The organism is Bradyrhizobium sp. USDA 4501 (assembly GCF_054062115.1).
Genome location: NZ_JBSSEX010000001.1, coordinates 8860256 through 8880098, shown reverse-complemented (window position 1 = coordinate 8880098; position 19843 = coordinate 8860256). Strand labels below are relative to the sequence as shown.

The window sequence follows — 19843 nt, the reverse complement described above, 5'->3', positions numbered from 1 at the left end:
CTGTGTTTGTGGGGGCGCGGCCTAGATGGCGCTTTCCAGTTCGCGCGTGAGCCCGGGAAGGGCGTCCATCCGGCCGATCTGCGCGAACCAGCACCAGAGCTCGAGCGTCGAGGCCAGCCGGTAGAGCGCGATCGTGGCCTCCCAGTCCGGCCGGTCGCTCGTGCCGTGGCCCGCGAGCAATCCGTCGCGATTCGGCGCGTCGGCGTGAAGTAATAGAGCGCCTTGGCGATGTCCATCAGCGGATCGCCGGCGGTGGCATTCTCGAAATCGACGATGCCGGTGAGACGCGGCTGCCCCTCCGGTGTCACCAGCACGTTGCCGGCGTGGAAGTCATAGTGGCAGAGGCGGGGCGTGTCGGCTGCGTCGAGCAGGACACTGCGCGCCAGGATGCTGGCCCGCAGCCGCGCGGCCAGCGCTTCGTCCCCGCCGCGCGTGCAAAACTCGGTCAGCTTCCGCTCGAACTGCGCGGACATGTAGGCGCGGTTGGTCGGGTACGACGTCCAGACGCCGTGCGGGCCGATATAGCCGAAGCTGTCGAGCGTGATGCCATTGATACGGCGGAGCGTAGATCGAAAGCAGCTCCTGATCCGTCAGCGCCGCCTCGCGGTTGCCGAGCACGACGCCGTCGAGCTTGCTCATCAGCACAAAAATTGAAGTCGATCAGCGCGCGGCTGTCATCAGCTACGAGGATGCGGGAATGGCAATGCCGGCGTCGCGCAGAAGACCGAGGACATAGACCTCCTTCGCCATCTTCCATTGCAGCTGGGCGGGGTAGACCTTGAGGATGCAGCTTGGCGCGTCCGCCCGGGTGATCTCGAGGATCGTGCTGATCTCGCCGCCGCGCAGCTCGGTGATGCCTGCCACGCGCGCGCCTGGCGCAACCCGATCGATGATCGCCTGAGCCTGGTCGATCGAAATCGCCAGCCGCGGCTTCAGCTGAAGAGGCGGATCGTCTGACATGTCCGCATCCGGGCTGTGGGACTAGATCTCGATCTCCGTCCCGAATTCCACGACCTGTCCGGTCGGCACGCCGAAGAACGCCGCCGACCGTTCGGCGTTGCGCTGCAGGAACGCGAACAGCGATTCCCGCCATACCCACATGCCCGGAATGTCTTCCCGCGGGATGATGGTCTCGCGGCCGATGTAGTAGGTCACATCGGTCAGACGCAGACCGGGCAGTTTGCCCTGACGACAGGCGAGCTTTAGCCCTTCGTAAACGGTGGGATATTGCATGAAGCCGTAACGCAGGATGACGCGGATGATGCCCGGGGTGACGTCGTGAACCACCACGCGATCCTCGTCCGGGATGCGGGGGGATTCCTCGATCTGTACGGTGACCAGCAGCACGCGCTGGTGCAGCACGTGGTTGTGCTTGACGAACTGGGTCAAGGCAAGCGGCACGCCGTTAGGGGCGGAGGCGAGGAATATGGCGGTGCCCGGCAGCCGGCTGTGGCACTTGTTGACCGCGGTTTCGATCAGATCTTCTTCCGGCTGACGCAGCTTGCTGCGCGCCGTCTCGACCAGTTTCACGCCGCCGCGCCAGGTCAGCATCAGGAAGGCCACCGCGGCGGCGAGCAGCAGCGGGAACCAGCCGCCTTCGAACAGCTTGGTCGAGTTCGCCGCAAAGAAGATCGCGTCGATGATGAAGAAAAAGCCGTTCACGGCGATCACGATGATCGGCGAATAGCCCCACTGGATCGCGACCAGCGCTGCAAGCAGCGTGGTGATCGCCATCAACAGCGACACTGCGATGCCGTAGGCGCCGGCGAGCGCGTCCGAGGTGCCGAAGGCGAGCACCGCGCCGAGTGTCCCCGCGGCGAGCAGCCAGTTCACCAGCGGCACGTAGATCTGCCCGATGGCATCGCTCGTGGTGTGCTCGATGTGCATGCGCGGCAGGAAGCCGAGCTGGATCGATTGCTGGGTCAGCGAGAACACACCCGAGATGATGGCCTGCGAGGCAATCACGGTGGCGATCGTCGCGAGCAGGACGAGCGGGTAATGCGACCAGTCCGGCGACAACTGGAAGAACGGATTTTCGATCGCGGTCGGGTCGGTGATCAACAGCGCGGCCTGGCCGAAATAGTTCAGCACCAGAGCGGGCAGGCAGACGGCGAACCAGGCGAGCCGGATCGGAAAGCGGCCGAAATGCCCCATGTCGGCATACATCGCCTCACCGCCGGTCACCGCGAGGAAGGCGGCGCCAAGGATGGCGAAGCTGACGTGGAAATCCTGATGGATCAGGAAATCGAATGCATAAAGCGGGCTCAGCGCAACCAGCACGCCGGGCGCCTTGACGATGCCGTGAATGCCGAGCGCTGCCAGCACGGCGAACCAGAACAGCATCACCGGGCCGAAGATCCTCCCGATGAAGCCGGTGCCCTGCTTCTGCATCATGAACAGGCCGATCAGGATCACGACGGTGATCGGCACCACCGCAGGGGTCAGCGAGGGCGCGTCGACCTTGAGGCCCTCGATCGCCGACAGCACCGAGATGGCCGGGGTGATGGCGCCGTCGCCATAGAGCAGGGCGGCGCCGATCAGGCCGACCACCAGAAGATGGGCGCGCCAGGTGCCGGGCGCCGCGTTGCGCGCCGAGAGCAGCGCCAAGAGCGCGACGATGCCGCCTTCGCCGCGGTTGTCGGCGCGCAGGATCAGCATCGCGTATTTGATCGAGATGATCAGAATCAGCGCCCACAGGATCAGCGAGACCACGCCGAGCACCGCGCTCTCGGTGAGCGGACCGCCATGGGTGGCGGCCTTGGCGGCTTCCTTCAGGGCGTAGAGGGGGCTGGTGCCGATGTCGCCATAGACGACGCCGAGGGCACCGAGCGTGACGGCAACCGGGATCGGACTGGACGGGGGGTGGCCAGAAGAAACGATGGCGGGCGTACTCGTCACGGCAATCCCCCGGTGTCTTGCGCGCGCCGGGTCATCCGGCCGGGCGCCTTAGACGATAGTCTGCGACGGGACGTCGCAAATTACCATTGGGTTTTGTGTGACGGCCTGACCTTACGCCAGGCTGACGAGGGACGTCGCTCGACTACGGGCTACGGGGTACGGTCGGCGGTGACCAGGCGGGCTTCACGAACCACTGTCTTGTTGCCGGCGCTGCGCAGGCACGCGGCCTCGAAATTCGGCCAGGCCTGCTGCGAGCAGTCCTTGCCGACCGGGTGGACGTCGAGACGGTCGCTCTTGGCCAGCGGCTGCGGGGTGGAGGCTTCGACCTGCGGCGCAAAGCCCGGCAGCACGGTGAGCGCGGCGGCAATGAACGCGGCAACAGCGATGGCGGAAAGTGCCTTGATCATGACGGTCCCCAGTTGATCGGGCCGCCCGGGCCCGTCGTTTCGTTGTCCAATGTCTACCGGCAGCAAGTTTCCTGGTGTCTTCGCCACCGCGGGAAATGGTTTCGTCGCGGGCCGGTTTTGTTTCGTCCGCCAACGGCCGACGAAACATTCACCCCCGTAGACGCTGGCATCCCAGGACTCGTTCACTGGACGACTGGAAATTTGTTTCGAGCAAGCAATGGAACCCGGGCGGCTTGCCGGGGAGAGCCGGGCGGGTTAGGAGGGACCATGTCCCGTATCGCGATCTATCCTGGCTCCTTCGATCCCGTCACCAACGGCCATCTGGACGTGGTGAAACAGGCCGTCTTCCTCTGCGACCGCCTGATCGTCGCCATTGGCGTCCATCCCGGCAAGAAGCCGCTGTTTTCCACCGAGGAACGGCTGGCCATGGTCCATGAGGTGTTCGGCCCCATCGCCCAGCAGGCAGGCTGCGCCTTCGAGAGCGCGACCTATGACAATCTCACGGTCGCGGCGGCCCGCGCGGCCAAGGCCACGCTGATGATTCGCGGCCTGCGCGACGGCACCGATCTCGATTACGAGATGCAGCTTGCCGGCATGAACGAGGCCATGGCGCCCGAGGTGCATACCGTGTTCGTTCCGGCGTCGGTTGCGGTCCGCCCGATCACCGCCACACTGGTGCGCCAAATCGCCCAGATGGGCGGCGACTTCTCTTCATTCGTGCCGTCATCAGTCGCAGCTAGCCTGAAGGCCAAGTTCGCCGGCTGATCCCGGCGGCCTGCCACACCCCAACGTTAAAGCTCCGGAGTTGCCATGATCCGCATTCTTGCATTCGTTGCTGCGCTGCTCTGCGTCATGCCCGCGGTCGCGCAGCCGCTGCCGGCCAATCCCGACAAGGCCGATGCGATCGTGATCGACACCACCAAGGGCCGCATCGTCATCAAGCTGCGCACCGATATCGCGCCCAAGCATGCCGAGCGCATCAAGCAGCTGGCGCGCGAGGGCTTCTACAACAACGTGCCGTTCCATCGCGTAATGGACGGCTTCATGGCGCAGACCGGCGACGGCCAGAACTTCAACGGCACCGGGGGCTCGAAATATCCGAACCTGAAGCAGGAATTCTCCCAGGTCCCGTTCAAGCGCGGCATCGTCGGCATGGCCCGGCGCGGCGACAGCGTCGACAGCGCCAATTCGCAGTTCTTCATCATGTTCGCCGACGGGCCGAGCCTGAATGGCCAGTACACCGTGATCGGCGAGGTGGTGCAGGGCATGGACGTGGTCGACAAGCTGAAGAAGGCGTCTGCGGGCTCTCCTGGCGGAGCCGTCACCGATCCCGACAAGATGGTGAAGGTGCAGGTCGCATCCGACATCAAGTGATCCGCATGGCGGCGCGCTGCAAACCACTCGCCTGGTTCGCCGCGCCGCTGGTTTGCCTGACGCTGACCGCACCGGTGCAGGCCGAGCCGGAGCAACTCAATACGATCAAGGACGTTGTTCTTGCCATCCACCGCTGCTGGCGGCCGCCGCCGGCAGACAAGGCCGGCCCGATCGACATCACCGTCATTGTCAGCTTCAACCGCGAGGGCGCGATCCTCGGGCATCCCAGGATCAGCTATGAATCGCAGGAGGCGACCGACAACGACCGGATTGCATACCGGATCGCGGTGATGGAGACGTTGCAACGCTGCACGCCGTTGCCATTTACCGAGAGCCTGGGCGGCGCAGTCGCCGGCCGCCCATTCGCGATCCCGTTCAGGAATAAGAAGTATCCACCCCGAAGCCAGGAGAAGCGAGCATGGCTGCTACCGAAAATACTCTGATCCTCGAAACCACCCAGGGCCCGGTCACGATCGAGATGCGCCCGGATCTCGCGCCCGGCCACGTCGCGCGGATCAAGGAGCTGGTGCGCGAGGGCTTCTACGACGGCATCGTATTCCACCGCGTGATCGACGGCTTCATGGCGCAGACCGGCTGCCCGCAGGGCACCGGCATGGGCGGCTCCGGCAAGAAGCTGAAGGCCGAATTCAACAAGGAGCCGCATGTCCGCGGCACCGCCTCGATGGCCCGCGCCGCCAATCCGGATTCCGGCGACAGCCAGTTCTTCATCTGCTTCGACGACGCCTCGTTCCTCAACGGCCAGTACACCGTCTGGGGCAAGGTCACCGAGGGCATGGAGAACGTCGACAAGATCAAGCGCGGCGAGCCGGTGAAGGATCCGGACAAGATCGTCAAGGCGCGCATGGCCGCCGACGCGGCGTAAGTCAAACACTCCGTCATTCCGGGGCGATGCGCAGCATCGAACCCGGAATCTCGAGATTCCGGGTTCACGCTTCGCGTGCCCCGGAATGACGGCGCTGAAGTATTAGTCACCGCCATGCGCACCGACCTCTTCGACTTCGAACTGCCCCCGGAAAGCATCGCGCTTCGCCCCGCGAGCCCGCGCGATGCCGCGCGGATGCTGGTGGTGCATCCGGACGGCGTGCTGCGCGACGCCGCGATCGCCGACCTGCCGCAGTGGCTGGAGCCGGGTGATCAGATCGTCGTCAACGACACCAAGGTGATCGCGGCGCAACTCAAGGGCCGCCGCATCGGGCGCGACACCGAACCGAAGATCGAGGCGACCTTGATCAAGCGGCTCGACGGCTCACGCTGGCAGGCGCTGGTGAAGCCGGCGAAGAAGCTCAGCCCCGGCGACACCATCCGCTTCGGCAATGAGGGCAGGGTGTGCCTGCTCGGCAATCTCGATGCAGAGGTCGAGGCCAAGGGGCAGGAGGGCGAGGTGACGCTGTCATTCTCGTTCCATGGTCCGATGCTCGACCAGGCGATCGCCGATGTCGGCGCCACGCCGCTGCCACCCTACATCGCTTCCAAGCGCACGCCTGACGAGAAGGACGTCAGCGACTACCAGACCATGTTCGCCGCCAATGAGGGCGCGGTCGCAGCGCCCACGGCGGGGCTGCATTTCACGCCGGCCTTGGAGGCCGCGCTGAAGAGCCGCGGTGTCGAGCTGCACCGCCTGACGCTGCATGTCGGGGCAGGGACCTTCCTGCCGGTGAAGACCGAGGAGACCTCGGAGCACAAGATGCATGCCGAGTGGGGCTGCATCACCGCCGAGACCGCTTCCGCCTTGAATGCCGCGCGCGCAAAAGGCGGCCGGATCGTCGCGATCGGCACCACGTCGCTGCGCCTGCTGGAAAGTGCCGCCAGTGCCGACGGCACTATCGAGCCGTTTGCGGCGGAAACCTCGATCTTCATCACGCCGGGCTACCGCTTCCGCGCGGTCGATATTTTGCTGACCAACTTCCATCTGCCGCGCTCGACGCTGTTCATGCTGGTCTCGGCCTTCTCCGGCCTCGAGACGATGCAGGGCGCCTACGCGCATGCGATCAGGGACGGCTACCGGTTCTATTCGTATGGCGATGCGTGTTTGCTGTTTCGCGCGCGAGGCTAGCTCCGCAAGCACGGTTGCTTCACCGTCACCCTGAGGCGGCCGCTTCTTCAGCGGCCCTCGAAGGGCGACGGCCCGACTGGGGCCGATGCATCCTTCGAGACGCCCGCCGCGCGGGCTCCTCCAGCGACAATGGCTGCGCCATTGCGCGGGGATGACGGTTCTTGCATTCACGCCATCGCGCGTTCGGGCAGCAGCTCGGCGATCTGCACCGCGTTGAGGGCGGCGCCCTTGAGCAGCTGATCGGCCGCGACGAACATCGAGATCGAGTGACCGCTGGGGTCGCTGAGATCCTTGCGGATGCGGCCGACCAGCACGTCGTCCTGGCCGGAGGCGTCGATCGGCATCGGGAAGTAGTTCTTGGCGCGATCGTCGACGACCTTGACGCCCGGCGCCTGCGCCATCATCGCGCGCACCTGGTCCTCGGTGATCGGCTTCTCGCATTCGAAGGTGATCGACTCGCAATGCGCGCGCAGCACAGGCACCCGCACGCAGGTAACGCCGACCGCGATCTTCTCGTCCTCGAAGATCTTGTGGGTCTCCTTGATGACCTTGGTCTCCTCGTCGTTGTAGCCGGTCTCCGGATCGATCGCCGTGTTGTGGTTGAACAGGTTGAAGGCGTAGGGGTGCGGCATCACCTTCGGGGTGTAGACCTGTCCGTTGAGATTGGCGCGGGTGGACTCGACGAGCTCCTCCATCGCAGCTGCGCCGGCGCCGCTCGCGGCCTGGTAGGTCGAGATGATCACGCGCTTGATGCGGTTCTTCTGGTGGATCGGCCACAGCGGCACCAGCGCGGTGATGGCGGCGCAGTTCGGGTTGGCGATAATGCCCTTGTGGTCGCGGATGCGGTTGGCGTTGATCTCGGGGATCACCAGCGGCACGTTCGGATCCATCCGGAACGCCGAGGAATTGTCGACCACGACGGCGCCGGACTTCACCGCAAGCGGCGCGAACTTCCTGGAGATGCCGCTGCCGGCCGAGAACAGCGCGATGTCGACGCCCTCGAAGGCGCGCTCGGTCAGTTCCTCGATCACGATCGGCTTGCCGCGGAAGCTGATGGTCTTGCCGGCCGAGCGGGCGCTCGCCAGCGCCTTCAGCTTGCCGACGCGGAAGCCGCGCTTGTCCATGGTGGCGATGAATTCGGCGCCGACGGCACCGGTGACGCCGACAATCGCGACGACGGGATCGTTACTCACTTTGTCCTCCATTCGAGTTGTATTTCAGGCAACAAAAAAGCCCCGGACCTTCATCAGGCGGGGCTTCGGGTAGAGATGATGCGGTTCGACCGACTACGCGCGCACGCCTCCCGAGGCCCCGGAGGGCTTGGTGGTTTTGCTGGTGCGTTTGGTCGCGGTGATCATGGAGCGGACTTATGCGGGACAGATCGGCGTCCGTCAACGGCTTTTGGGCGAAAACTTGGCGAGAGAAAACTTGGCGAGTGCCGCGCCGGCCTCAGCGCCTGCGCGCGCCGGGCGGTTCGAGGATCACCTCTTTCAGGTCGCTGCCGGCGAGCACGACGATAACGAAATTGAGCTTGCCGCGTTCGCGCATCAGGCCACCGCTGATCGCCTTTCCGGAGGTCGTGCGCTCGGCCACCCGCACGGCGTCGGCGAGGCGATGCCGGAGCGCCCTCAGCACGGCGAGGTTGTCACGGTCTTCGGTGCCGAGCGACTTCAGCGGCGCGGCGGCCTCGCCACCCACCACTTCGCCGGTCGCCGCGTCAATGGCGTGCCGCCAGATGCGGTCCTGCTGCATGGTCTTGACCCGGTAGACCGCAGGCTCCGACGCGCCGTCGAAGCTGATGTCGGCGGTTATCGAACCGGAATGCAGCGCCTCCGCAATCGCCATCGCCTTGCGCAGCGAGATCTGGGCCGCCTGGAAGCTGTCGAGCTCGCGGCGAACCGTGTGCGCATCGAGCGCGGTGTCGTTATCCTGCGGGGTAAGCGCTGCAGCCGTTGAGCTCGTGATCGCGTGCGCCGGCGTCGCGAAGGGCAGGGCAATGAGCGCGGTTGCCAGCAGCCGCGTGCCGAATGCCCAATGCCGCAGTGCGTGTAATCGTCCCGTCGTCATGGTCGCATCCGTCGCGTCGAACCGCCGCCCGGGCAGAGAAAGTGCGGCCGACCTTTGTTAGTCAGAGGTCGGCCGCCGAACGTTCAGACGGAGCGATGGCGGCAGCTCCGTCCTGACGATCGAAGTGACAAGGCGACACGAAACCGTTGGGGGGCTGAACTTGGGTTTCGCGTCTCATTGCAACTAAACAATACGGTTTCGTTCTGTTTCCTTCAAGGCTCATCACGACAACGTGTGAGGCGATGCAACGATCCTAAAACTGTCAGCGGGCCGGGCGGCGCGCCTTCGTCGCTTCCTTGATCGCCTCTTTGGCCGCATCGCGAAGCCGGTCCTGCGGCCCGGCGGCGCCGGCGAGAAACAGCCGGATCGAGACTTCCATCCGGGTCTCGGCGGTCTTCATGTCGATCGGAATTCCGAATGTTGCCATCCGGTGGGTGTGGCCGACCACCATGTTGAGAAATGTCTCGGCGGCGATTGTGGTGTCCTCGAGATCGAGAACGCCTTTATCGACCAGATGGTCGAAGAAATCCGCCGTGGTGGACACCGCTTTCGACCAGCCCTCGTCGACGGCAAGCTTGGCGACCTCGGGGAAATTAATTGCCTGCGCGGTCAGGATCCGGCTGAAAGCGATGGAGTCGGCGCTGCAATTCAGCACCAATAGCTGGCGTCCGAGCTCGGTCAGCCGTTCCTCGACCGAACCGTCGCAGTTGCCGCCGGCCTGCGCTTCGGCCGCCGCGGCGGCGAGCGGGGCAAGCCAGCGGGCGATCTCGCGGCGGAGCACCGCGGCGAACAGGCCCCGCTTGTCGCCATACTGACCATAGACCGTGGGCTTGCTGACGCGGGCGGCCTCGGCCACCGCGTCGATCGACGTCGCATCGAAGCCGCGCTCGAGGAACAGGCGGGTGGCGACCTCGATCAGCCGCTGGTCGCGCTCGATCGCAGCGTCCCGCGTCGGCCGGCCGCCGCGTGACTTGATCACGCCGCGCTTGGCCGCCTTGGCCTTGGTTGCCGTCAATCCCATTTGCCCATTCATCTCGTTGTGCATCGGACGGGTCTGTCCGGTCTATAACCCGCGCCGTGCGGATTCGTCCATTCGGCGGTACCAGGAGCAGGCCGCTTAAGGGGGCGTCGCAGTCCAGGCCTGCCCAGCGGCGGCCTTGTCGTATCCGTACTGGTACAGCGCGCGCATATAGGCGGTGTCGAAGCCCTGCGATTCCGGAGCCGGATAGTCGCGCTCGATGTAGGACAGATGGAAACCCAGCCGGTTGCGCCGGGCGAAGTCATAGGTCGAGAGGATCACGGAGCGTGTCTGCGCTTGCGTGATCGCGGAAATGCTGCGGGAGGCGACCTCGATCGTCGAGTTCGAGACCAGCTCGAAGTTGCCCTCGAGCTTCTTGTTGACGAGGATGTAGATGTTCATGCGGCTGTTGGCGGGCCAGCCGCGCTCGCGGAACAGCAGCGCATCCGGCAATGTCAGCACCGGCGCGGTCACGCCGCCGTCGACATGCATCTCCTGGAACCGGCGGCCCTGGCCTTCGGCGTCGATCATGATCGGCGGAAACACCAGCGGGATGCTGGCGGAGGCGGCCATCACGTCGCGAAACAACTGCAGCGCCTCGGGCGTTCCGACAGCGGCGATTCGCCCCATGTCCCAGATCACCGTGCGCTGGGTGTCGAGATCGGTGGTGACGATCAGGAGCTTTCGGCCCTTGGCGTTTTCGCGCGCCACCTCGCTCAGGATGTCCTGACCGACGTAACGCGCCACCAGTTCGCGCAGCCGCTTGTTGCCGAACAGCCCGGAGCCGAACAGCACCCGCATCAGGCTCGGATCCTGCAGCAGGCTTTCCGCGATGCCCGAGGTGTAGACCTCCTTCAGCGTGTCGTCGTAGCGCGGGCCAAGGAAGGCAAAGGGCGCAATCAGTCCGCCGGTGCTGACGCCGGAGACAACCGAAAAGGCCGGGCGGTTGCCGGCCGCGGTCCAGCCGTTGAGGACGCCCACGCCATAAGCCCCGTCGGCGCCGCCGCCGGAGAGGGCGAGGTAGGTCTTGATCGGGGCGAGGTCGCTCTTCTCGAGCTTGAATTTTGACGCCGGCTCGTCGGCATAGCGGCGCAGCCCGTCGAGGTCGAGCACCCGCGAATTGGCGGCGTCGGCGGCCGTGTAGGGCATCCGCGGCAGCGAGCTGCAGGCCGAAAGCGCCAAGGCGAGGCCGCACAGCAGGATCGCTTGCCGGATCGCGCGGGCATCCGTCATCCGAAGACCGGCGCCGGCGCGCTGGACGCTAGGGGGTAAGACATCTCTGCCAGTCACGTTCGCGGATCGACGTCGCTGCGGGAAGCCGGTTGCCAGATTGTCATCATAAAACGATACTGTTTCGTTTTGTTTAACGGGGCTGATGATGCAAGGCAAGCGTCCGGCCGGTTGTCCGTGTTCACGAAGTCGCGCGAGGGCCGCTATCCGACGGGTTGATCGGGCACCGGCGACACGCAATAAGCAGCCGCATGACTCTTCCCAATCATTTCGAGCTGCTGGCGACCGACGGCGCCGCCCGCACCGGGCGCCTGACCACGCCGCACGGCCTCGTGCGGACGCCCGCCTTCATGCCGGTCGGCACCGCGGGCGCGATGAAGGGCATGCATTGGCGCGAGGTGCGCGATGCGGGCGCCGATATCGTGCTCGGCAACACCTATCACCTGATGCTGCGCCCGGGCGCCGAGCGCATTGCCGGGCTTGGCGGCCTGCAGCGCTTCACCGGCTGGGGCGGCCCGATGTTGACGGATTCCGGCGGCTTCCAGGTGATGTCGCTGTCGGAGCTGCGTAAGGTGACCGAGAAGGCCGTGACCTTCCGCTCGCATATCGACGGCACCAAGGTCGAGCTGTCGCCGGAGCGCTCGATTGAGGTGCAGCGGCTGCTCGGGTCCGATATCGCCATGCAGATGGACGAATGCGTCCGGCTGCCGGCGGAGCGCGCCGACATCGAGCGCGCGATGCAGTTGTCGCTGCGCTGGGCTGAACGCTCCAAGCGCGCGTTTGAGGCGGCGCCTGACGGCTACATGCTGTTCGGCATCGTGCAGGGCGGCGACGTGCCGGATCTGCGGCACGCCAGCGCGCGCGGGCTGACCGACATCGGCTTTCACGGTTATGCGATCGGAGGCCTCGCGGTCGGCGAGCCGCAGGCGGTGATGCTGGCAATGATCGAGGAGACCGCGCCGGCGCTCCCGGTCGATCGGCCGCGTTATCTGATGGGCGTCGGCACGCCGGAGGACATCCTCGAGGCGGTAGCGCGCGGCGTCGACATGTTCGACTGTGTGATGCCGACACGGAACGGACGCCACGGCATGGCGTTCACCCGCTTCGGGCAGATCAATTTGCGCAACGCCCGGCACGTCGACGATCCGCGCCCGCTCGATGAAGAGAGCCCGTGGCCGGCGGCGAGTGGCTATTCGCGTGCCTATCTGCATCACCTGGTTCGATCAGGCGAAACACTTGGGGCAATGCTGCTGTCCGAAATCAACGTCGCCTACTACCAGCAGCTGATGCAGGGCATCCGCGATGCGGTGGCGAACGGCACGTTCGAGGACTTCAGAACGAAAACGCGCGCCGGTTGGGCGCGCGGTGACATCGCTCCAAGATGAGCTGTGTGATCAGTTGCACACGATCGGTTTCACCGCGTGTTTGGTAACGAACCCGTAACCGCAGTTGTCGCAGGTCCAGAGATAGCTGATCAAATTGTCGAACAGGTACGCGGAGGCTTCCGCCGCCACCATGGAGTCCGCACACACCGGACAGGTCGGCAAATCGCAGCCGCGCGGATCGGGCCTGGACGCTGTGGTCGACAGAACTTCAGCGAGAGCTGGCATGTGACCTCCTTTGCGTTCTGAGCTGCACCTGACGAAAGTATATAAACCCATTTGTTTGACCTTGTCGCAACACAAATGCGTAGCTTTTACGTTATTTGCGCAGGTTCTATTTTGCGATGCAACGAATTCGCGTTGCGGCGGTTTCTCACTTGCGTGCCATGGTGCGCTGCTTCTAATGAGACAAGACCGCATATTCCCAGCACATCCGCTACAGGAGCCGCTTGATGGACGCGCCGTCGACAACGAGTGCAGTGCAACCCGGACGCGGCCGCGTCTTTGACTCCATCGTCGATGCGATCGGCTCTACGCCGATCGTGCGGCTGCGCAGATTGCCGCAGGCGGCTGGCGTCAACGCGACGATCCTCGCCAAGCTGGAATACTTCAATCCGGCAGCCAGCGTGAAAGACCGCATCGGCGCGGCGATGATCGTGGCAATGGAGAAGGCCGGCATCATCAACGCCGACACCGTGCTGATCGAGCCGACCTCGGGCAACACCGGGATTGCGCTTGCCTATGTCGCGGCCTCGCGCGGCTATCGGCTCAAGCTCGTCATGCCGGAATCGATGTCGATCGAACGGCGGCGGATGCTGGCCTTTCTCGGCGCGGAGATTGTGCTGACCCCGGCCGCGCAGGGCATGAAAGGCTCGATCGCGACCGCGGAGGAATTGGTGCGCACGACGCCCAACGCTGTCATGCCGCAGCAGTTCAAGAACCTCGCCAATCCCGAGATCCATCGCCGCACCACCGCCGAGGAGATCTGGAACGACACCGGCGGCAACATCGATTACTTCGTTGCCGGCGTTGGCACCGGCGGCACCATCACGGGCGTTGGCCAGGTGCTGAAGCCGCGCAAGCCATCATTGCGTGTCGTCGCGGTGGAGCCGGAAGAGAGCCCGGTGCTGTCGGGTGGCCAGCATACGCCGCACAAGATCCAGGGCATCGGCGCGGGCTTCATCCCTGACATCCTCGACCGCTCCGTGATCGACGAGATCGTCAAGGTCAATAGCGCGACCGCGATCGAGACCGCGCGCGAGCTGGCGCGCAACGAAGGCATCCCCGGCGGTATCTCGTCGGGTGCCGCGATCGCTGCCGCCTTGCAGATCGGCAAGCGGCCGGAAGCGGCCGGCAAAACCATTCTGGCGATTGTGCCGTCATTCTCGGAGCGCTATCTCTCTACGGTACTGTTTGAAGGAATCTGACACACAGGAATCCAGCATATGGCTGACCAGCCGAGGCGACCGCGAACCCTGAACGATGCGCGCAGCGAAGCCGAGGCGGCGTTCAAGCGCGCCACCACCAAGGTCGCGGACGCGGTGCCAAAGACCGTCGCTGTCCCCGGCGTCCGCGAGCAGGTCACGCTGCGGATCGATCAGGACGTGCTGGAGTATTTCCAGGAGGGCGGCCCCGGCTGGCAGGACCGCATCAACGCGGCGCTGCGCAAGGCTGCCGGAAAGTAACACCTTTCGAAACCGGGAGGCCCGGGACGATCCCCGGGCTTTGGCTGGCGGGCGCGGCCGCGCTGGCTGCGGCGCGAGCGTCACCTCGCGCGCGCCGGCTTCCTTGCGGTCGGTTTCAGGTTCATGAGGTTGCCGGCCAGGATCATGGCCGCGCCGAGCACCGTGTAAACATCGAGCCTTTCGGCATAGATCAGCCAACCGGCGATCGCCGTCAGCGGCACGCGGACGAAATCCATCGGGATCACGACAGTCGCGTCGGCGTGGAGCAGGGCGCGTGCCATGCAATAGTGCGAGAACGTGCCGCAGAACGCGATCACGGCGAGCCAGCCCCAGGTCGAGAGCGGCGGCCAGGTCCAGACATAGAGCGCAGGCCCGATGCTCGCGAGCGATTGCACCACCAGCATCCAGAACATGATCGTCAGCGTCTGCTCGGTCCGCGTCAGCGACTTGACCACGGCGACCGAGATGCCGAAGCCGACCGCCGCGGCGAGCGCGATCAGCTGGCCCGGATTGATCGCGCCGGCCGCCGGCCGCACGATCACGAACACGCCGACCAGCCCAAGCACCATCGCGACGATCTTCCACAGCGTCATCCGCTCGCCGAGAAAGCTCGCAGCAAGGATCGCGGTCCAGATCGGCATCGTGAACTCGATCGCGACCACCTGGCCGATCGGGATCAATGTCAGCGCAAAGAACCAGCCGAGCTGCGCGCAGAAATGAATCAGGTTGCGCACGATATGGACGTGCACCCGTGCCGTCTTCACGATCGCAAACCCGCCATTCATGTGGATCAGCGGATAGAGCATCGCGAAGCCGAGCACGCCGCGCACGGCCATCAGCTGGAAGACGTTGACCTCGCGCGTCGCCTCGCGGCCGGCCACCGCCACGATCAGCATCAGCGCGAGCCAGCCGGACATCCACAATGCTGCGCGGGTCTTTGAGGGCGTGCGATCCATGACGGGGAACGGCGGAGGAGGGGTGCCCGGTATCGGCGAGCTGCCATGAATTTGCAACGCGCAATTCCGTCTGCGCGGTGATGCGTCACCCACGCGATCTCTGCTAAGCAGCATCGACTACGCTGTCATCCCGGGGCGCACGTGAAACGGGCGAACCCGGGATCTCGAGATTCCGGGTCTGGCTCTGCGAGCCATCCCGGAATGACGAACGCCAAAAAGGAGGATCTGCTCATGCGCGTCTTGCAACCGGCCGAATGGTCGAAACCCCGCGGCTTCTCGCACGGTGTCGCGTTCGACGCGCCCGGCAAGTGGATCGTGCTGGCGGGGCAGACCGGCGGCGACGAGAAGGGCGACTACGCCCCCGAGATGGCCGCCCAGGTCGGCACCGCGTTGAAGCGCATCATCAAGCTGTTGAATGAGGCCGGTGCTGGCCCCGAGCACATCGTCCGCCTGACCTGGTACCTGACCAGCCGCAGCGAATATGAGGCCGCGGGCGCCGGTATCGGCGCGGCGTGGAAGGAGACGCTCGGGCGCAATTTCCCGCCGTCCACCTTGCTCTATATCGACGGGCTGGTCGATCAGCGCGCCAAGGTCGAGATCGAGGTCACCGCATTCGTGCCTGCGGCATAGCACCGCTGGGGCGTAAACAAAAAGCCCTCGGGGATGACTCGAGGGCTTTTCAGGTTGGAGTTCGGATCGATTACTTCGACAGCGTGATGCTGGCGCCGCGGAACTGGCTGTCAGCCCTGATGGTAACGGCCTGCTTGTTGCCGGTGGTGCGCATCGAGATATCGGCGTTGAAGCCGGGAGCGCTGGCAACGACCTGGAAGTTGCCGCCGCCGCCGCGACCCTGCAACGAGCCGCTGACATTGCGGCTGGACTCGCTCCAATTGCCGCTGACCACGCTGCCTTCGGCCTGCACATCGGCCGCTAGGTTGAACTTGTAAGCGTCGCTGGCGCAGGTGAGGCTCATGGTCATCCGGGGCCCGCCGACGTGATACGTCGCCCGGCAGCGGATGCGCTCGCTGGAGCCGTCGTCCAGCGTGACCGAGCCGGCGCCCGACCAGGTGCCCGCCATGCCGGCGAACGGGCCGGACTGGGCATGGCCCGTGGTACTTGCGAGTGCGGTCACGAAAAACGCGGCGGCTGCAAATGCTGGCCGCCGCGCGATGGCAAAGAAACTTGATAGGCTGGTGATCTTACTGACGGGATGCTTCCCATCGGCCGCTGCATGGTACGCCAGCTGATGCCCCATTCCACTTCCCCGATCCGGAGTTGCCACTGAGTTGTCCGTTCGCATATGCACCATTGATCGAGACTCGCACAAGTCCCCCGCTGCCGACGGTGCCGGAGATCGCCGCGCCCTGTGCCGAGATCTTTCCTTCAGCGACGGTCACGGTCGAGCTCTGCGACGGTTCGCAGCTGCCGGTCTTGGTGACGACGGTGACGTTCCAAAGCCCGTCATAAGGCTGCTGAGCGGACACGGGAGCAGCGGTGAGGGCAGCAGCCGAAGCGACCGAAGTGACCAAAATCAGGTCGCGAATGCGGATCGAACGCATGAATCAAATCCCTGTAATTTCGTGTGATGACGCGGCTTATCCTGTCACAATGTGTTCAAAATTTGCTGCGTCGCGGGAGTCCCCAAATGTTCCTATGAACTCAAACACATCATGGTGAATTCGGTTCCGGATCAGGAACGGAAAATCTGGGCATGGCTTTTCCGAACGAGGTATTCATATACCCTAGCTCGGGTTAGTGTTTGCCGGGGCTCAAATTCGGCGCCTTGGTCGCAAACTGCTCATCCTGGACCTTGGCCGGCAGCGAGCCGTTGACCTTGCCATAGTCGATGACCTGGGCGAGCAGACGCAAACCGAGCGGCGCCAGCGCGCGCTCCCACAGCTCGCGGGCGGTCTCGCCTTTCTTGACGAACACCCAGTCCTGCGCGGCGATCGCGCCGGCGTCCATGCGGTCGGCGAGGTGATAGATGCTGCCGCCGGCGATCGGATCGCCTTCCTTGATGGTCCACTCCACCGCGGCGATGCCACGGTGGCGCGGCAGCAGCGACGGGTGGTATCCGATGCCGCCGAGCCGGGACGCGGCAAGCGCCTCCCTGCTGACCCGGGCATGGCTGTGGGCGGTCACGATCAGGTCGGTGTCCGGCGCGATCTCGGCGGCCGTCACCAGCTTGGGATCAGCCTGGACAACGACTTCGATGCCGGCCGCCCTGGCCGCTGCCGCCAGCCGGTCCTCGCCGTCATGGACGACCACCCTGACCAGCGTGACGTGGTGTTCGCGCAGCATGTTCAGGGTCGTCACGCCGAAATGGCGGGAACCGACAAGGGTAATGCGCATGGGGATCTATTCCGTGGGGTTTACTCGGGGATTGCTCGGGCCGCCGCTATGCCGATAGCACACCGCGGCGGCCTGTTTCGCTGTCTTGCCCCTTATCAACAGGACGGCCGGGTGGCAAATGTCAGGCCGCCGGCTGCTTGCTGGCCAAAACCTTGTCGATGCGCCGGCCGTCGAGGTCGACGATCTCGAATTCCCAGCCCTGCGCGGCGGTTTTCGCGCCGACATCGGGGATCGCGCCGAATTCATGCAGCAGGAAGCCGGCCGCGGTCTGGTAGGGCCGCGGCGATGGCAGCGTGATGCCGAGCAGCTCGCTGAATTCCAGCGCCGGCATCCAACCGGAGATCAGATAGGAGCCGTCGGCGCGCCGGACATAGGCAGGCTCGGCCGGTCCTTCCTCGGTGTGGAAGGCACCGACGATGGCCTCGAGGATGTCGGCGCTGGTGACGACACCCTGGAAGGTGCCGTACTCGTCGTGGACGAGGCCGATATGCACTCTGGAGTCGCGCAGGATCGCGACCACGTCGCGGGCGTCGACGGTCTCCGGAATGATCGGCGCATCGCGCGTCAGCGCGCGGATGTCGGGCGTCTGGCCCGCGAGGTAGACATCGAGCACATCCTTGGCCTGCACGATGCCGAGCGCATGGTCGCGGTTGCCGTCGAACACCACGCAGCGCGAGTGACTGCTCTTTTGCAGCGTCGCCAGGATCTCGGCCGCGGGAGCGGCGAGGTCGATCAGGCTGACCTCGTGGCGCGGCGTCATCACGGCGCCGACCGGCAGATCGCCGAGCCGCATCACGCCGGCGATCATCTCCTTTTCGCCGGGCTCGAGCACACCGGCGTTCTCGGCCTCCACCACCAGCGTCTTGATCTCGTCCTCGCTGACGCGGTCCTGTGCATCCTCGCGATGGCCGAGCACCCACAGCAGCAACTTGCCGGAACGGTCGAGCAGCCACACCAGCGGCAGCGACAGCCGCGCCATCATGGTCATGGCCGGAGCGACCTTGACCGCGATCGACTCGGGATCGCGCAATGCGATCTGCTTCGGCACCAGCTCGCCGACGATCAGCGAGGCATAGGTGATCACGCCGACGACGAGGCCGACGCCGACCGCGTCGGCGACACTTGGGGACACGCCGAGCTCAAGCAGCCATTGCGTCAAACGTTGGCCGAGCGTTGCGCCCGAGAAGGCGCCCGACAGCACGCCGATCAGCGTGATGCCGATCTGCACCGTAGAGAGGAACTTGCCGGGATCGGAGGCCAGTGCAAGGGCGCGGCGCGAACCGCTGACGCCTCGTTCGACCAGCGCCGCAAGACGCCCCGGACGCGAGGAAACGATCGCGAGCTCCGACATCGACAACAGACCGTTGACGACGATCAAGACCGCCACGATCGCAAGTTCCAGATATAACACGGGAGTCCCTAAACATTGGCGGCGTCGGCCGCTACACGACGCCCAATATAGGCATACCGGAGCGGTTTTGCTGTGCCTTGTCGGGCGTCCCTGCACAAGCAGAGGGTGCGTATGGCCAGCATGCTGCAGGAGATCGCGGCATTTTGGCGCGCTGGCATCATACCCTAGGTGGTGTGGACATTTATCGCATCCATAAGACGATGGCTGCGAGAGTAACGACGGCCAGGTAATTTCGGGCGGTCTTTTCGAAGCGGGTTGCGACGCGGCGGAACTGCTTGAGTTTTGAGAAGCAGCATTCGACGAGATGACGCTGGGCATAGAGGTGCTTGTCCAGCGGATATTTGAGCGCACGTGACGGGTTGTTGGGGATGACGGCGAGCGCGCCTTTGGCAGCGATCGCCTGGCGCAAGTGATCGGCGTCATAAGCCGTATCCGCCATGACGACCTGGGCAGGTAATCCCTCGATCAATTCGGCGGCTTGCGGTACGTCGCTCTTCTGACCTGCGGTGAGCTTGAACCGTACGGGACATCCCAGGCCGCGAACGGCCATATGTATCTTGGTGCTCAGGCCACCGCGCGAGCGACCGATCGCCTGATCTTCAGACCCCCTTTTTTCGCCCCAGCGGCGTGCTGGTGCGCCCGGACGATGGTGGAGTCGACGATCAGATACTCGAAGTCCGGATCACCGGACATCGCTTCGAATATGCGCCACCAGACCCCCTTGATGCTCCATCGACTGAAGCGCCGAAACACGCTGTTCCAGTCTCCAAACACCTCCGGAAGATCACGCCAGGGAGAGCCAGTGCGCACGATCCAAAGTACGCCCTCCACAAACATCCGGTTGTCCCGTCCGGTCGAACCCTTCTGGTCAGGCCGGCCGATGATCAGCGGCGCCATCCGCTCCCATGTCGCGTCGCTCAATACCAAGCGGTCCATCACACCCAAGGCGGCCTCCCCAAAAGCAGCCTTGAATCTGATTTGCGCCTAAA

At 64.8% G+C, this 19843-nt stretch carries 24 protein-coding genes and 1 pseudogene; 9 read left to right on the top strand and 16 right to left on the bottom strand.

Annotation, left to right across the window (positions count from 1 at the left end; all coding sequences use genetic code 11):
• Positions 1–21: 21 nt before the first annotated feature.
• From ACVWZM_RS41490 to ACVWZM_RS41470, 5 genes and pseudogenes are all read right to left on the bottom strand, one after another.
• A complete protein-coding gene (locus ACVWZM_RS41490) occupies positions 22–180 on the bottom strand; it encodes a hypothetical protein (RefSeq protein ID WP_456856884.1) in 159 nt (52 codons plus the stop codon).
• A gap of 68 nt (positions 181–248) precedes the next feature.
• Positions 249–473: pseudogene (locus tag ACVWZM_RS41485) on the bottom strand (phosphotransferase family protein); the annotation flags it as partial.
• Between the two features lie 208 nt (positions 474–681).
• Positions 682–960: a hypothetical protein gene (locus ACVWZM_RS41480; RefSeq protein WP_456856141.1), complete on the bottom strand. Its 279-nt coding sequence runs from the start codon at positions 958–960 to the stop codon at positions 682–684.
• Positions 961–981: 21 nt separating this feature from the next.
• A complete protein-coding gene (locus ACVWZM_RS41475) occupies positions 982–2880 on the bottom strand; it encodes a potassium transporter Kup (RefSeq protein WP_057018606.1) in 1899 nt (632 codons plus the stop codon).
• A 167-nt stretch (positions 2881–3047) separates the two neighbouring features.
• Positions 3048–3305, bottom strand: coding sequence for a hypothetical protein (locus tag ACVWZM_RS41470; protein WP_057018505.1), 258 nt, complete (start codon positions 3303–3305; stop codon positions 3048–3050).
• Positions 3306–3572: 267 nt separating this feature from the next.
• On the opposite strand from ACVWZM_RS41470, the gene coaD reads away from it, so the two are divergent.
• The 5 genes from coaD (at position 3573) to queA (ending at position 6753) form a co-directional block, all read left to right on the top strand.
• Entirely contained in the window at positions 3573–4070 is a 498-nt protein-coding gene (coaD, locus tag ACVWZM_RS41465) for a pantetheine-phosphate adenylyltransferase (RefSeq protein ID WP_057018504.1), read from the top strand.
• A gap of 45 nt (positions 4071–4115) precedes the next feature.
• Positions 4116–4679, top strand: a complete 564-nt coding sequence (locus ACVWZM_RS41460; RefSeq protein WP_057018503.1) for a peptidylprolyl isomerase — start codon at positions 4116–4118, stop codon at positions 4677–4679.
• 5 nt (positions 4680–4684) lie between these two features.
• Entirely contained in the window at positions 4685–5122 is a 438-nt protein-coding gene (locus ACVWZM_RS41455; RefSeq protein ID WP_057018502.1) for a hypothetical protein, read from the top strand.
• Positions 5098–5562: a peptidylprolyl isomerase gene (locus ACVWZM_RS41450; protein WP_016846097.1), complete on the top strand. Its 465-nt coding sequence runs from the start codon at positions 5098–5100 to the stop codon at positions 5560–5562. The genes ACVWZM_RS41455 and ACVWZM_RS41450 overlap by 25 nt, the downstream gene beginning before the upstream one ends.
• Before the next feature lie 114 nt (positions 5563–5676).
• Positions 5677–6753 carry a tRNA preQ1(34) S-adenosylmethionine ribosyltransferase-isomerase QueA gene (queA, locus tag ACVWZM_RS41445; RefSeq protein ID WP_057018501.1) on the top strand — a complete coding sequence of 359 codons (1077 nt, stop codon included), beginning with the start codon at positions 5677–5679 and terminating at the stop codon, positions 6751–6753.
• Between the two features lie 167 nt (positions 6754–6920).
• Here queA and ACVWZM_RS41440 read toward each other — a convergent pair whose 3' ends face one another.
• The 4 genes from ACVWZM_RS41440 to ACVWZM_RS41425 all read right to left on the bottom strand — a co-directional run bounded on the left by ACVWZM_RS41440 (position 6921) and on the right by ACVWZM_RS41425 (position 11071).
• The gene (locus ACVWZM_RS41440; protein WP_057018500.1) at positions 6921–7958 is read right to left on the bottom strand and encodes an aspartate-semialdehyde dehydrogenase; all 1038 of its coding nucleotides are present in this window, start codon (positions 7956–7958) and stop codon (positions 6921–6923) included.
• Positions 7959–8202: 244 nt separating this feature from the next.
• A complete protein-coding gene (locus tag ACVWZM_RS41435) occupies positions 8203–8820 on the bottom strand; it encodes a PepSY domain-containing protein (protein WP_057018499.1) in 618 nt (205 codons plus the stop codon).
• 262 nt (positions 8821–9082) lie between these two features.
• Entirely contained in the window at positions 9083–9841 is a 759-nt protein-coding gene (locus ACVWZM_RS41430) for a TetR/AcrR family transcriptional regulator (RefSeq protein ID WP_057018498.1), read from the bottom strand.
• 96 nt (positions 9842–9937) lie between these two features.
• Complete coding sequence (locus ACVWZM_RS41425; protein WP_057018497.1) at positions 9938–11071, bottom strand: patatin-like phospholipase family protein; 1134 nt, start codon at positions 11069–11071, stop codon at positions 9938–9940.
• 248 nt (positions 11072–11319) lie between these two features.
• Between ACVWZM_RS41425 and tgt the strand changes: the two genes are divergently transcribed.
• A complete protein-coding gene (gene tgt, locus ACVWZM_RS41420) occupies positions 11320–12453 on the top strand; it encodes a tRNA guanosine(34) transglycosylase Tgt (protein ID WP_456856138.1) in 1134 nt (377 codons plus the stop codon).
• Between the two features lie 9 nt (positions 12454–12462).
• On the opposite strand, the gene ACVWZM_RS41415 is transcribed toward tgt, so the two are convergent.
• On the bottom strand, positions 12463–12678 hold the full coding sequence (locus ACVWZM_RS41415) for a hypothetical protein (protein WP_028332087.1): 216 nt from the start codon (positions 12676–12678) through the stop codon (positions 12463–12465).
• 224 nt (positions 12679–12902) lie between these two features.
• Here ACVWZM_RS41415 and cysK point away from each other — a divergent pair, with 224 nt between their 5' ends.
• Both cysK and ACVWZM_RS41405 read left to right on the top strand, forming a co-directional pair.
• Complete coding sequence (gene cysK, locus ACVWZM_RS41410) at positions 12903–13877, top strand: cysteine synthase A (RefSeq protein WP_076828575.1); 975 nt, start codon at positions 12903–12905, stop codon at positions 13875–13877.
• Between the two features lie 18 nt (positions 13878–13895).
• Positions 13896–14135 (top strand): BrnA antitoxin family protein, encoded by a 240-nt coding sequence (locus tag ACVWZM_RS41405; protein ID WP_050400483.1) that lies wholly within the window; start codon positions 13896–13898, stop codon positions 14133–14135.
• 80 nt (positions 14136–14215) lie between these two features.
• On the opposite strand, the gene ACVWZM_RS41400 is transcribed toward ACVWZM_RS41405, so the two are convergent.
• The gene (locus ACVWZM_RS41400; RefSeq protein ID WP_057018494.1) at positions 14216–15091 is read right to left on the bottom strand and encodes a DMT family transporter; all 876 of its coding nucleotides are present in this window, start codon (positions 15089–15091) and stop codon (positions 14216–14218) included.
• A gap of 231 nt (positions 15092–15322) precedes the next feature.
• On the opposite strand from ACVWZM_RS41400, the gene ACVWZM_RS41395 reads away from it, so the two are divergent.
• Positions 15323–15721: a RidA family protein gene (locus tag ACVWZM_RS41395; RefSeq protein WP_057018605.1), complete on the top strand. Its 399-nt coding sequence runs from the start codon at positions 15323–15325 to the stop codon at positions 15719–15721.
• A 70-nt stretch (positions 15722–15791) separates the two neighbouring features.
• Here ACVWZM_RS41395 and ACVWZM_RS41390 read toward each other — a convergent pair whose 3' ends face one another.
• The 5 genes from ACVWZM_RS41390 to ACVWZM_RS41370 form a co-directional block, all read right to left on the bottom strand.
• Positions 15792–16346: a hypothetical protein gene (locus ACVWZM_RS41390; RefSeq protein WP_076828573.1), complete on the bottom strand. Its 555-nt coding sequence runs from the start codon at positions 16344–16346 to the stop codon at positions 15792–15794.
• Complete coding sequence (locus ACVWZM_RS41385) at positions 16291–16650, bottom strand: hypothetical protein (protein ID WP_076828571.1); 360 nt, start codon at positions 16648–16650, stop codon at positions 16291–16293. Before ACVWZM_RS41385 ends, ACVWZM_RS41390 begins: the two co-directional genes overlap by 56 nt.
• A 193-nt stretch (positions 16651–16843) precedes the next feature.
• The gene (locus tag ACVWZM_RS41380) at positions 16844–17443 is read right to left on the bottom strand and encodes a formyltransferase family protein (RefSeq protein WP_018271570.1); all 600 of its coding nucleotides are present in this window, start codon (positions 17441–17443) and stop codon (positions 16844–16846) included.
• A 121-nt stretch (positions 17444–17564) separates the two neighbouring features.
• A complete protein-coding gene (locus ACVWZM_RS41375; protein WP_057018492.1) occupies positions 17565–18854 on the bottom strand; it encodes a hemolysin family protein in 1290 nt (429 codons plus the stop codon).
• A 181-nt stretch (positions 18855–19035) separates the two neighbouring features.
• Positions 19036–19799 (bottom strand): IS5 family transposase gene (locus ACVWZM_RS41370; protein WP_139481326.1). Its coding sequence is split into 2 segments (ribosomal slippage): positions 19036–19461 and positions 19464–19799, totalling 762 coding nucleotides; the frame shifts between segments, so codons are not numbered across the junction.
• Positions 19800–19843 lie beyond the last annotated feature (44 nt).

Coding starts and splice junctions, on each gene's coding strand:
- ACVWZM_RS41480 (WP_456856141.1), bottom strand. CDS start 960: ATGTCAGACGATCCGCCTCTTCAGCTGAAGCCGCGGCTGGCGATTTCG.
- ACVWZM_RS41470 (WP_057018505.1), bottom strand. CDS start 3,305: ATGATCAAGGCACTTTCCGCCATCGCTGTTGCCGCGTTCATTGCCGCC.
- coaD (WP_057018504.1), top strand. CDS start 3,573: ATGTCCCGTATCGCGATCTATCCTGGCTCCTTCGATCCCGTCACCAAC.
- ACVWZM_RS41460 (WP_057018503.1), top strand. CDS start 4,116: ATGATCCGCATTCTTGCATTCGTTGCTGCGCTGCTCTGCGTCATGCCC.
- ACVWZM_RS41455 (WP_057018502.1), top strand. CDS start 4,685: ATGGCGGCGCGCTGCAAACCACTCGCCTGGTTCGCCGCGCCGCTGGTT.
- ACVWZM_RS41450 (WP_016846097.1), top strand. CDS start 5,098: ATGGCTGCTACCGAAAATACTCTGATCCTCGAAACCACCCAGGGCCCG.
- queA (WP_057018501.1), top strand. CDS start 5,677: ATGCGCACCGACCTCTTCGACTTCGAACTGCCCCCGGAAAGCATCGCG.
- ACVWZM_RS41440 (WP_057018500.1), bottom strand. CDS start 7,958: ATGGAGGACAAAGTGAGTAACGATCCCGTCGTCGCGATTGTCGGCGTC.
- ACVWZM_RS41435 (WP_057018499.1), bottom strand. CDS start 8,820: ATGACGACGGGACGATTACACGCACTGCGGCATTGGGCATTCGGCACG.
- ACVWZM_RS41430 (WP_057018498.1), bottom strand. CDS start 9,841: ATGGGATTGACGGCAACCAAGGCCAAGGCGGCCAAGCGCGGCGTGATC.
- ACVWZM_RS41425 (WP_057018497.1), bottom strand. CDS start 11,071: ATGACGGATGCCCGCGCGATCCGGCAAGCGATCCTGCTGTGCGGCCTC.
- tgt (WP_456856138.1), top strand. CDS start 11,320: ATGACTCTTCCCAATCATTTCGAGCTGCTGGCGACCGACGGCGCCGCC.
- ACVWZM_RS41415 (WP_028332087.1), bottom strand. CDS start 12,678: ATGCCAGCTCTCGCTGAAGTTCTGTCGACCACAGCGTCCAGGCCCGAT.
- cysK (WP_076828575.1), top strand. CDS start 12,903: ATGGACGCGCCGTCGACAACGAGTGCAGTGCAACCCGGACGCGGCCGC.
- ACVWZM_RS41405 (WP_050400483.1), top strand. CDS start 13,896: ATGGCTGACCAGCCGAGGCGACCGCGAACCCTGAACGATGCGCGCAGC.
- ACVWZM_RS41400 (WP_057018494.1), bottom strand. CDS start 15,091: ATGGATCGCACGCCCTCAAAGACCCGCGCAGCATTGTGGATGTCCGGC.
- ACVWZM_RS41395 (WP_057018605.1), top strand. CDS start 15,323: ATGCGCGTCTTGCAACCGGCCGAATGGTCGAAACCCCGCGGCTTCTCG.
- ACVWZM_RS41390 (WP_076828573.1), bottom strand. CDS start 16,346: ATGGGGCATCAGCTGGCGTACCATGCAGCGGCCGATGGGAAGCATCCC.
- ACVWZM_RS41385 (WP_076828571.1), bottom strand. CDS start 16,650: ATGCGTTCGATCCGCATTCGCGACCTGATTTTGGTCACTTCGGTCGCT.
- ACVWZM_RS41380 (WP_018271570.1), bottom strand. CDS start 17,443: ATGCGCATTACCCTTGTCGGTTCCCGCCATTTCGGCGTGACGACCCTG.